This is a genomic window from Oscillospiraceae bacterium (assembly GCA_035353335.1).
Taxonomy (GTDB): domain Bacteria; phylum Bacillota; class Clostridia; order Oscillospirales; family JAKOTC01; genus DAOPZJ01.
In genome coordinates, this window is sequence record DAOPZJ010000003.1 from 92379 (window position 1) to 103244 (window position 10866).

Below are 10866 nucleotides of genomic sequence, written 5' to 3' on the forward strand. Positions count from 1 at the left end.
AGTTATCTGCTTGCCGCTCTGAAACGGCCCGGCTCGTCAGCGGTAAAATGAAAAAGGACTCTTTATTCTGCGGTTTTATTGCCGGATTTCCATATCGCACCCGGCAATCAGATTAACGCCGGTACCGAGCAAGTTTTCAACGATTACATCACCTGCTTTGACCGGAGCTTTTGCGACAATGCCGTTCGTCGCGGCTGCACATGCTGACATCGTCGATTTCGGAATCGTGCGGTCGGTCTTGACCGGAAGGCGTTTTCTTGCCGCACCCTCCAAAATCACGGTCGTGGTTAGGGTTCTCCGGGGATCTCTCACCTCCTGCGCGCCGTAATCCGAACCCCGGGAACAGGAGTTGCCCGTGACTTTAAAGGTCTTTTCATCCACTTGCAGCGTGCAGCCTTTCGGGCAGACGATGCAGGTCAGTTCTTTCATACCGAAGCCCCCTGATCCGAAACCGTTCTCGCGCCGACGGTGATGATCTTGCAGCCCTTGAGCTTATCCGGAGAAATCACGATCCGCTCCATCTCACCGGGAGCCATCCGATCTCGTTTAAAAGTCATCATCTCGTTGTTTTCGTCAGTAACAAAGATTTCACTTTTTTTATAGACCCGGTTCACCCGGAAAAACACCGTAACGGGCTTTTTGCAGTCTTTTGAGATCCGCTGCGGCACGGTATATCCGACTCCGGAGCCGTTTTTAACTAAAATAAATCCGCCCTTTTCGCACACTCCGTTTTTCAAGTACTCCGCCGCCGCTTTTCCGGCTTTTTCGCCCTCGGCGCTCACAAAATCCACGAGATCATGCACATGCAGCACATTCCCGCAGGCAAAAATCCCCTCGGTTTCGGTCTGCATATTCTCGTCCGCCACTGCGCCGTTAGTACGCGGGTCAAGCGCCACCCCGGCGGTCTTGCTGAGCTCGTTTTCGGGGATCAACCCGACCGATAACAGCAAGGTATCGCAGTCGATATTAAATTCGGTTCCGGTCATCGGCGTCCGGTGTTCGTCGACCTTGGCAACCGTCACCCCCGAGACCCGCGCGTTTCCGTGCACTTTCGTGACCGTGTGCGACAGATACAGCGGGATGTTGTAGTCCTCCAGACACTGCACCACGTTTCGGGTCAGCCCGTTTGAATAAGGCATCAATTCGACAACTGCCTCGACCTTTGCTCCTTCCAGCGTCATACGCCGCGCCATAATCAGCCCGATGTCGCCCGACCCGAGAATGACGGCCTTTTTGCCGACCATATACCCCTCGATGTTGATATAGCGCTGCGCGGTCCCGGCGGAAAAAATCCCGCTCGGCCGGCTGCCCGCCAGCGAAATCGCGCCTGCGGTGCGCTCCCGGCAGCCCATCGCCAAAATAATCGCATCCGCCGTGAACGACTGGTATCCGGACTCTTTTCCGACCGCGTCAATGTGTCTTTCCGGCGAAATCGACAGCACCATCGTGTCGCATAAAATTTCAACGCCGGTTTGTTTTAACAGTTCAAGGTCCCGCTGCGCATATTCCGGCCCGGTCAGTTCTTCACGAAAACGGTGCAGTCCGAAGCCGTTGTGGATGCACTGCGGCAGAATCCCGCCGGGCACGCTCCCGCGTTCCAAAATCACGATATCACGGATTCCGTTTTCCCAGGCAGCTTTGGCCGCGGCCATACCCGCCGGGCCCGCACCGATCACGGCAAGCTGAACCTTTTTTAAATTCATTCTCATTTTCCGGTCTCTTTGGTCGGCCCGGTCACGATATAAGAGCCCGCCTTTTCCTTTTCGACTTTTTCATAGGGGATGCCCAGTTCGCGCGAGATCAATTCATGCACGAGCGGCGAACAGAATCCGCCCTGACAGCGCCCCATACCTGTCCCGCAGCGACGTTTCACACCGTCAAGCGTCTTCGGCGGAATCGGAGAATGCAGGGCATCCAACACTTCGCCCTCGGTGATCGTGTTGCAGCGGCAGACAATCCGCCCGTAAGAGGGATTCTTTGCGATCAATGACTTTCGCTCCGTTTCATTCGCCGAGGCAAACCGCACCTTTTTCCGGGTTGTAACAACCTCATTTTTCGGCTTCATTTCCAGCCCGAATCCGCGGATCATACCGGGCAGATCGAGCGCGATTGCCGCTGCCGAGGTCAGCCCCGGCGATTTCATACCCGCGATGTTGATGAAGTTTTCGGATTTGTTATCCGGCCCGATGATGAAGTCGCCCCGGTCGCTGTAAGCCCGCAGCCCCGCAAAATTACGGATATTTTCACGGTAGTTGACCGCGTCGGTGTCGACATCGGCGCGTTCTTTGACATAAGAAAGCGCGTTTTTGTCGGTGCCGAAGTCGATGCGCGACAACTGCGCCGCCGCATCGGGCCCGACCAGCAGGTTTCCGGTGACCGTCGGCGAGATCAAAACGCCTTTCCCGGCCGCCGACGGGCATTGAAACATCACATGCGAAAAAACATTGCCCTGTGAGCGGTCGAGCAGATAATACTGACCCTTGACCGGTTTGATCTCAAATTTTTCCGCGCCCGCCATTTCGGCGATCTTATCGGAAAACAGTCCCGCGGCATTGATTACGCAGCGCGCCGCAATCGTTTTTTCTTCGATTGTAATTTTCCAAACCCCGTTCTCCCGCTTCATCCCGGTCACAGGGCTGTCTAATCTCAGTTCGCAGCCGTTTTTTACGGCGGTCTCGGCGAACGCGAGACACAGATCCCACGGTGAGACAATCCCGGCCTCAGGCGCCCAAAGCGCTTCAACTGCGCTGTCCGACAGATTCGGCTCCATCCCGTGCAGCCGCTCTTTTCCGATCAGTTCGACATTTACCCCGTTTTGTATTCCGCGCCGATAAAGTTCCCCCAGCGTCTTTTGGTCCGCATCGTCAAACGCGACGACCAGAGAACCGATCTGTTCATATTCGACCGAAAGCTCTTTTGCGAGTTTTGGCATCATTGCCGCGCCTTTGACGTTATATTTCGCCATCAAGGTGCCCGGTTCGGCGTCGAATCCCGCATGGATAATCCCGCTGTTTGCCTTGGTCGTGCCCATAGAGACGTCGGGTTCGCGCTCGATCAAAACTGACGAAACATCATATTTCGACAATTCAAAGGCAGCCGCACATCCGCAGACACCTGCGCCGATGATCGCGATGTCGTAAGATTTGCTCATAAACGCCTCCGAAACTATCATTGCTGATTAAATATTATACAATATTTTGGCGCATTATGTAAATACTATCTGATGAAATTATGCCGACTTTTCGGTTGAATGAGGTGTTTTTTTGCGCAGAACCGGCAAATTTTCGTTGATTTTTGACCATACTCCCCGTGTCGAATCCACCGGCACGATTGTGGGCAAAAAAGAGGCCGACGGGCCGCTCGGGCGGTGGTTCGATATTAAAAGCGACGATTCTTATTTCACCCAGAAAACCTGGGAGCAGGCCGAGGCGATTATGCAGCAGACGGCGCTGCTCAAAGCCCTTGAAAAAACCGGGCTTGATGCCTCGTCGCTCGATATGGTCTTCAGCGGCGACCTCGAAAACCAGTGCATCGCCTCGAGTTTCGGGGTAAAAGCCCTCTCGGTCCCGTTTGTGGGCCTTTACGGAGCCTGCTCAACGATGGCGCTGTCGCTTGCGCTGGCGGGGTTATTTATCGAAAGCGGCGCGGCGGGCAGGACGGCCGCGGTGACATCCTCCCATTTTTGCACCGCCGAAAGGCAATATCGTTACCCGCTCGAATACGGAGGGCAACGGCCTCCGACCGCGCAATGGACCGTCACCGGAGCAGGCGCGGCAATCATCGCCTCGGATGAATCCTGTCAAAACCGGGGCGCTCCGGTTTTAAAAGCGGCAAGATTCGGCGTCATCACCGAACTCGGCATCAAAGATATCGGCAATATGGGCGCAGCGATGGCTCCCGCCGCCGCCGAAGCAATCTCGGGCTTTTTGTCGGATACCAACCAGACACCGGATGATTTTGATTTGATTTTGACCGGCGATCTCGGTGAACTCGGTTTGGCTATGACCCGCCGGATCTTAAAAGATGATGTCTCGATACCGTTGAGAAGATTAAGGACTGTGGCTGCATGATCTATGACAATTCCGAAAAAAAATTCGGATGCGGCGGTTCGGGCTGCGGCTGTTCGGCTTCCGTGCTCAATTCGATGATCTATGCAAAACTCTGCGAACGAGAACTGAAAAGCGTATTATTCGTCGGCACCGGCGCTCTGATGAGTCCTGTCAGCGTCTTTCAGGGCGAGGTTATTCCGGCGGTCGCTCATACCGTCCAGTTTGCCTCAAAATCGTAAAATACGGAAAGGGACAACCCTATGTTTTTAAAATATCTGACGGTCTACGCGGTGGGCGGAATGATCTGCCTGATCTGCCAGATTCTGATTGACAAGACCAAGATTACGCCCGCCCGGATATTGGTTACCCTCATCGGCCTCGGCGTGTTGCTCGCGGCCTTCGGGTTTTCCGACGCGGCGGTCGACGCGGTGGGTGCGGGCATCACCGCGCCGATCATCGGGTTCGGCATCACACTTGCGAACGGCGTCAAACAGGCGGTTTCGGAAAAGGGCGCATTGGGCGTTTTGACAGGAGGGCTGACAGCGACATCGGCGGGAATCGCGGCAGTCATCGTTTTCGCCTTTTTGGCGGCGGTTCTTTCCAAACCGCGTGAAAAATAAATCGAAAGCCCGTTTATAAATAAAACTTTTCATCGTATCGAATATCCCGTCGTTATCCGGAAAAAATAGGTACGAAAATCGGTTATTTCGTCCGCAGACGGGAGAATATGGATATGGTAAAGGGAGTCAATAAGCAGGTCATCGAAGTAGTGGATACCGGCAGCCGCTATTTTGAGCGGGCGATTTTAATCGTCAATCCGAAAAATATTGCCGACCAGACCCGCATCTACGACGAGGCGGCGCGCATTTTTTCCAAAAAAGAAGAGTTACCGCCGCCGAGAAAACTCGTTTTCCCCGCGATTTGCAAAATGGCGGGTTTCACGGCACTCGGTGCCGCTATTGCAGGCATCCTGATCAAAGTGCTCTGATAAAGCCAAAAACGCCTCCCGTTCGCAGTTTCTCATGCGGAACGGGGGGCTTTTTCGGTTTTATCGAATGCCCGATGAGCCTTATTTCGAGGATGCCGAACTTGACATTGAACTGACCGGGCTTACCGAAGAACTGGTCAGCGGGCTGGTCATCGGACTGGTCAGAGGGCTCGTCATGGAACTTGTCAGCGGGCTGGTGACCATACTCGGAACGCTGCTCATCACCGAACTTGGGCGGTAAGAGGATACCCGGCTCGAAGCCGAACTTGTATTGCCCTTTGCGCAAGCCGTAACGGCCGCACATATCGCCGCGACAACCGCGATATACAAAAGTTTTTTCATTTTTCCCTGTTCCTTTTCTTTTCGATCGATTGACGCGAGGGTTCGCGTCCCGAATATTTTCTGCTGTAAACCGCGAAATATTTGTGTTAAAACTTTACATGAACCGCTTGAATTGTTATAATAAAAACTGCAAACGCCTAACAAATTTTCGGTCGGTTTTTCGTTTCAAAAAAATTCCCCGGATCTAAAAATATTACCAGAGAAAATTACAAATAAAAACCGAAAGGATTTGATTTTTTGAAAATTAAAACCGAAAACGGCTATGTGATTCCTTCACGCGATACGGTGTTTTCCTATAACGGCTGGCCGAGTGTCTGCCGGGGGCCGAAAGGCGATTTGATTGCGGTCTGTTCGGGCCTTCGGCTCGCGCATGTCTGCCCGTTCGGCAAGGCGATCTTATGCCGCAGTTTTGATGAGGGAAAGACCTGGACCCGCCCGCAGATCATCATCGATACCCCGCTCGATGACCGCGACGCCGGCGTGACGGTCTTCAACGGCGACAAAATCATCGTGACCTCTTTTAATCATTATATCCGTATTCAAAAGGATTTTCCGTGCGACAATCAATTTGCCGAGACCATGAAAAACGCTTATTTTTCCGAAAACCGCATCACCGGTGAGCTTGAAAAAAGATTTTACGGCTCCACTTATGCCGTCAGCGAAGACAACGGAATCACCTGGAGTGAAGTTCGCCATGCGCCCGTCACCGCGCCGCACGGTCCCTGCGCGCTCAAAAACGGCGGTCTGCTCTATATGGGCAACCCCAAGGTCTACGAGGAACAAAAACAGCTCACTCCCGAAAAAAACGTTCTTGAAGTCTGGTTCAGCCCCGACGGCGGGAATTGGGAAAAATATGCCGCGATTGAAAACCCGCGGAAGGGTTTATACTTTTGTGAAGCGCACATCGCCGAACTGCCCGATCACACGCTGCTTGGCACCATCCGCGTGCAGGGCGAACTGAAAAACGGCAATTACAGCGAACGTGTCTTTTGCGTCTATCAGACCGAATCCGCCGATGGCGGTAAAACGTGGACAGCGCCGCACAAAACCGTCGAATTCGGTTCGCCTCCGCAGGTGCTTGTGCATTCATCGGGAACACTGGTACTGGTCTACGGTTATCGCCGCGAACCCTTCGGCGAGCGCGCGAAGATTTCAAACGACGACGGAAGGACCTGGAGCGAAGAACTCATTCTGCGCGACGACGCGCCGAATTCCGACCTCGGTTATCCGGCCTCGGTTGAACTGAAAGACGGCCGCATCCTGACGCTTTATTATCAAAAGCACGACATCCAAACCCCGCCCGAAATCATGTACTCAATCTGGGAAATTCCTGCGATGTAAGGCCGAATCGCCGCGCATTTCTGGGGGGAGGCGTCGCTTTTTTTATCTTTTCGATTATAACCAAAAACCCCCGCCGCCCGAAACGGGCGGCGGGGGTTTGTTTATTGCGCTATCGGTCTTCCTTTTTGTCAGGCTTATCCGAGCCGGCCGTTTCGCCGGTCTCTGATTCCGCTTTTTCCCCTTTTTCTGATGCATCCGCTGTTTTTGCGGCCGCGGCTTCTTTTTTCATTTTTCGGGTCGGTTTCAATACCAGTTTGTCGAGGAAATCGTAGAACGGTTTTTCAAAGATCCACAGCAAAATGCCGATTACGAACAAGAAAATGCCGATAAACTGCGAGGTCGATAGCGCTCCGACATTGCCGCGGATCGTATCTTCCCGGAAAAATTCCAGCACGAACCGAACGATTGAATATAAAATAAGATATAACGCAAGCCCGAGCGGCCGTTTTTTGTTTCTCAGCAAGAGCAGCATAATGCCGAAAATGGCGAAGTTGCAAGCTGCCTCGACCAGCTGCACCGGCAGAATCATATCGGCCGTGATGCAGACGTCGCCGTAACAGCATCCCGCGAAAAAGCAGCCGATGCGCCCGAACCCCTGCGCAAGCGGAATCGCGGGCATGATGATGTTGACAAAGTCTGAAACTTTCTGCCGTTCGTCATGCAGATACCAGATGACCGCAATCGCGCCGCCGATCAGACCGCCGTAAAACACAAACCCGGACAGTATGTAGTCCTTGAAAAACTCCCCGAATGTAATTGTGCCGCCGATATTTCCGATCGCCGTGATCATCCGTCCCGCAACCGTGATCCAATAGAGCACCTTCGCCAGAATAAATCCGCCGACGAGTGCCCAGACCGACAGATAGAAGACGTCGGTCTTGAGCCCGGCGTTTTTAGTCCGTATTTTCACCGTGAAAAGCGCGGCGAAAAATCCGATCAACACCATCACGCCGTAGGTTTGGATGTGCAGTCCGAGCAAATTGATTTCCGGATACATAAAAAGATTCCTTTCAAATCAGATTTGTTTTCATACTTTCTTATTCAACCGGCAGCCTGCGTCATCGCACAAGCTCCGGTACGAACTTCAGATAATCCGCCGAGATCAACCGGAACTCGATGCCTTCATGCGGCCCGGTCATGGCCTTTTTATGGCTCTGTGCATGCAGATGGCCGTAATAACACCGTTTGATGCCGTTTTCAATCAGCACGTCCATGATCTCATTGCAGCGGTATTCTCCGTAGAGCGGGGGATAGTGCAAAAAAACCACGGGTTCCAATCCTGTTTTTTTTGCCGCTTCAACCGACATCCGCAGCCGCCCGACCTCGCGGTTTAAAACTTTTTTATCGGCGCTGTCGGCGAGGTCATAAAACCACCCGCGCGTCCCGCATACGGCGATATTCCCGGCGGCCTCGGCGCTGTTGTGGATGAATTTGATCGTCGAAAACCCATTCAAAGCCAGAAACTCATTCATCTTTTTGACGGTGTTCCACCAATAATCGTGATTGCCTTTCATGATATACTTTGTTCCGGGCAGCGCGTTGACAAACGCAAAATCGGCTTTCGCCCGGGCAAGGTCCATCGCCCAGCTGATGTCGCCCGGGAGCACAACGAAATCACTGTCCCTGATGAGTTTATTCCACGAAGCTTCGAGACGGCCGGTATAATCGTTCCAGCCGCCGAAGATATTCATCGGTTTATCAACCGAAAACGAAAGATGCAGATCCGCTATCGTAAAAACGCCCATGTAGCCCCCAGAAAAATGTCCGTGATGTTATTTTAGCATACATAAATAAGCCCGTCAAATCGCACAATAAAACAGGAGTTCCCCGAAACGGAACAGAAAAACGCGAAAGGAACAGGCCGATATGGAATACACGGAAAAAACCCCCGGCGGGGACAAAATTGACTGCGGGGTGCAAAACTGTATTTATCACAGCGGTAAGAAGGAATGCAGCGCGAAAGCCATCAAAGTCGGGCCGGGTGCCGCAAAACGCAGCGAACAGACCTTCTGTGACACCTTTAAATCCCGTGAATCCGGTGAACCGCCGTAGCGAATAAATATTTTGAGTCAAAAAGCGGCTGCGCATTTTATACGCAGCCGCTTTTTCTGATTCATCATTCGTTTTTTTCGATTCCTTTCGGACTTTTCATGCGCAATCCGCCAACCGTCTCAACAAGTCCGACCACTGATAAAAGCGCAATCAAAACAATTCGCAGCGCGCTTTCGCTCGCTTTCGTATACAGCCAAAATCCCAGAAAGAGCATCGCGATGCCGAGCGGAATCCCGGGCCAGATCTCCTTCCAGTCGACCAGTCCGTTTTTGGTATGCCCGATCAGAGAGATCACCGCGCTCGGAATAAAAAGAAGCAGAACCAGCCCGCGCGCCTCGCTTCCGCTTGCCAGCCCGAACCCGATTACATAGGCGTATAAAATCCAGCCGCCGCCGAAGCCGAGTCCGGCAAACCACCCGGACACGAGCGCTGCAAGCGTATCCCAGACCCAGCTCACGAACTCACCGCCAACCGGATCGCCGAGAGCAGCAATAAAATGCCGAATGAGACGCGGATCACTTTCGGAGGCAGTTTGACTAATAAAATCGCCGCAGCGACACCGCCGGCGAGCGTTCCGCCGACATACCGCAGCGCGAGCGGCAGGATATTCGGCTCTTTGACACAAGCTAAAATCGCACCGGGAACCGATACGGCGAGTACCAGCGCAACCGTGTCGGCGTGTGAATGTTTTTGATCAAACCCGGCTTGCTCGAGCATCGGAACCGCGAAAATCCCGCCGCCGGCCCCGAATAGACCGGCAACCAGCCCGGCCACCGCGCCTGACGCCCAAGACAAAAGTTTTTTCAATAAACCACCCCCGGACTATTTTGCTCCGGGGATTTTGTATTATTTATTAAGCCGCTTACCACATATTTTTGTGTTTGATTTTCAGCGGTTTCACCTATAACCGAAAAATCGCGCCGCGTTGTCATAGAAAATCCCGTCCGCGGCTTCCTGCCCGAATTCCTTCGCTATCCTCTTTTCGACTTTTACCAAATCGAACAGCTCCTTCGCGATCGCAGCGCCGTCGTAATCGCTTCCGATCGCAAGATGCTTTTCGCCGCCCAAAGCAAAAAACCGCTCGATGTGAGACATCAGCGCTCGTACCGATCCGCCGTTTCCCAAAAACACCCCGTAAAAATTCAAGCCGACAATACCGCCGCGCCGAAAGATCTCCATTGCCTGTTCATCGGTCAGATTTCGCGTCTCTTTACAGACGCTTCTCGAATCGGAATGTGTCGCGATGAAAACCTTGTCCGTCGTCTTGCAGACATCCCAAAACGCCTGATCGGAGCAATGCGAGCAGTCGAGCGTGATTCCGTTTTGCGCCAGAGCGCGGATAACTTCTTTTCCGGTCTCCGAGAGCCCTCTGCCGTCGCCTTTGATGCCGCCGCACAGCGGATTGTCAGGGTTGTGGGACAGCGAGACGATTTGAAAACCCCGCTCTTTCAGCATCGCGGCATCCCCGTCCGGGTCCCGGATCAGATTGCCGCAGTTTTCGACTGCGAGCAGCGGCGTCAAGCCGGGAAAGCATGGAAGCTGCTCCGCCAAAAAGCCGGTCACTTTTTCAAAGGCTGCCCGGGCTTCCGATTTATCGGTCGCGTCGATGCAAATCGCAAACGTCTGAACCCACTTCCGGTACGGGCTTTTTAAAAGCGGCAGAGAAAGCCCGGAAAGGGGTTTGCCCGCGTCAAATGCGGCGGTCGCCGTATCGCAGTGCAGATCAAAAAGATTCATAATTTGCAAGCTCCTTTCATAGATTTGTCGGGGAGTGGTCATCATGGCGAAATTTACGGTCGGCGGTTCGTTTTATTCGCAGCTCTGCCGCTCTTGCGGAGAACTTGCCCGCTATGAGTTTGTGCACTTGGGCAGCGCGGGCAGCTCGGCAGGAGGCAGGGAGATCCCGTATATCAAACTCGGCGGTGACGACTGCGTGTTGTTTCTGGCCGGTACGCATCCGCTCGAATATATCACGGTTTCGGTGCTCGCCGGCTGGCTCCAAAAACTCTGCAAAGCGATCGAACCCGGGCGTCAGTTCTGCGGTTTCGATGTCCGCACGGCGTTTCGCAAAAAAGGCATTGTCGCCGTACCCTG

Annotated in this window: 16 protein-coding genes; 8 read left to right on the plus strand and 8 right to left on the minus strand. The window is 53.3% G+C overall.

Annotation, left to right across the window (positions count from 1 at the left end; all coding sequences use genetic code 11):
- Positions 1-75: 75 nt before the first annotated feature.
- The 3 genes from PKH29_01595 to PKH29_01605 are packed head-to-tail and all read right to left on the minus strand — an operon-like array spanning position 76 to position 3151.
- The gene (locus tag PKH29_01595) at positions 76-429 is read right to left on the minus strand and encodes a DUF1667 domain-containing protein (GenBank protein HNX13531.1); all 354 of its coding nucleotides are present in this window, start codon (positions 427-429) and stop codon (positions 76-78) included.
- Positions 426-1709: an FAD-dependent oxidoreductase gene (locus tag PKH29_01600; protein HNX13532.1), complete on the minus strand. Its 1284-nt coding sequence runs from the start codon at positions 1707-1709 to the stop codon at positions 426-428. The genes PKH29_01595 and PKH29_01600 overlap by 4 nt, the downstream gene beginning before the upstream one ends.
- Positions 1706-3151 (minus strand): NAD(P)/FAD-dependent oxidoreductase, encoded by a 1446-nt coding sequence (locus PKH29_01605; GenBank protein ID HNX13533.1) that lies wholly within the window; start codon positions 3149-3151, stop codon positions 1706-1708. Before PKH29_01605 ends, PKH29_01600 begins: the two co-directional genes overlap by 4 nt.
- A gap of 112 nt (positions 3152-3263) precedes the next feature.
- On the opposite strand from PKH29_01605, the gene PKH29_01610 reads away from it, so the two are divergent.
- The 6 genes from PKH29_01610 to PKH29_01635 all read left to right on the plus strand — a co-directional run bounded on the left by PKH29_01610 (position 3264) and on the right by PKH29_01635 (position 6720).
- The gene (locus tag PKH29_01610; protein ID HNX13534.1) at positions 3264-4070 is read left to right on the plus strand and encodes a stage V sporulation protein AD; all 807 of its coding nucleotides are present in this window, start codon (positions 3264-3266) and stop codon (positions 4068-4070) included.
- Positions 4067-4288, plus strand: coding sequence for a hypothetical protein (locus tag PKH29_01615; protein ID HNX13535.1), 222 nt, complete (start codon positions 4067-4069; stop codon positions 4286-4288). Before PKH29_01610 ends, PKH29_01615 begins: the two co-directional genes overlap by 4 nt.
- A gap of 21 nt (positions 4289-4309) precedes the next feature.
- Complete coding sequence (locus PKH29_01620; GenBank protein HNX13536.1) at positions 4310-4669, plus strand: SpoVA/SpoVAEb family sporulation membrane protein; 360 nt, start codon at positions 4310-4312, stop codon at positions 4667-4669.
- Positions 4670-4782: 113 nt separating this feature from the next.
- The gene (locus PKH29_01625; GenBank protein ID HNX13537.1) at positions 4783-5037 is read left to right on the plus strand and encodes a hypothetical protein; all 255 of its coding nucleotides are present in this window, start codon (positions 4783-4785) and stop codon (positions 5035-5037) included.
- Between the two features lie 67 nt (positions 5038-5104).
- The gene (locus PKH29_01630) at positions 5105-5278 is read left to right on the plus strand and encodes a hypothetical protein (GenBank protein ID HNX13538.1); all 174 of its coding nucleotides are present in this window, start codon (positions 5105-5107) and stop codon (positions 5276-5278) included.
- Positions 5279-5616: 338 nt separating this feature from the next.
- Positions 5617-6720, plus strand: a complete 1104-nt coding sequence (locus PKH29_01635) for a sialidase family protein (protein HNX13539.1) — start codon at positions 5617-5619, stop codon at positions 6718-6720.
- A 109-nt stretch (positions 6721-6829) separates the two neighbouring features.
- Here PKH29_01635 and PKH29_01640 read toward each other — a convergent pair whose 3' ends face one another.
- Entirely contained in the window at positions 6830-7717 is an 888-nt protein-coding gene (locus tag PKH29_01640; protein HNX13540.1) for a prolipoprotein diacylglyceryl transferase, read from the minus strand.
- A 61-nt stretch (positions 7718-7778) separates the two neighbouring features.
- A complete protein-coding gene (locus tag PKH29_01645) occupies positions 7779-8465 on the minus strand; it encodes a metallophosphoesterase (protein ID HNX13541.1) in 687 nt (228 codons plus the stop codon).
- A 121-nt stretch (positions 8466-8586) separates the two neighbouring features.
- Between PKH29_01645 and PKH29_01650 the strand changes: the two genes are divergently transcribed.
- The gene (locus tag PKH29_01650; GenBank protein ID HNX13542.1) at positions 8587-8772 is read left to right on the plus strand and encodes a DUF1540 domain-containing protein; all 186 of its coding nucleotides are present in this window, start codon (positions 8587-8589) and stop codon (positions 8770-8772) included.
- Between the two features lie 64 nt (positions 8773-8836).
- Here PKH29_01650 and PKH29_01655 read toward each other — a convergent pair whose 3' ends face one another.
- The 3 genes from PKH29_01655 to PKH29_01665 all read right to left on the minus strand — a co-directional run bounded on the left by PKH29_01655 (position 8837) and on the right by PKH29_01665 (position 10509).
- Positions 8837-9229, minus strand: coding sequence for a sulfite exporter TauE/SafE family protein (locus tag PKH29_01655; protein ID HNX13543.1), 393 nt, complete (start codon positions 9227-9229; stop codon positions 8837-8839).
- A complete protein-coding gene (locus PKH29_01660) occupies positions 9226-9579 on the minus strand; it encodes a sulfite exporter TauE/SafE family protein (GenBank protein HNX13544.1) in 354 nt (117 codons plus the stop codon). Before PKH29_01660 ends, PKH29_01655 begins: the two co-directional genes overlap by 4 nt.
- Before the next feature lie 90 nt (positions 9580-9669).
- Positions 9670-10509: a membrane dipeptidase gene (locus PKH29_01665; GenBank protein HNX13545.1), complete on the minus strand. Its 840-nt coding sequence runs from the start codon at positions 10507-10509 to the stop codon at positions 9670-9672.
- Positions 10510-10552: 43 nt separating this feature from the next.
- Between PKH29_01665 and PKH29_01670 the strand changes: the two genes are divergently transcribed.
- On the plus strand, positions 10553-10866 hold a 314-nt coding region (locus tag PKH29_01670), incomplete at its 3' end, for a hypothetical protein (GenBank protein HNX13546.1).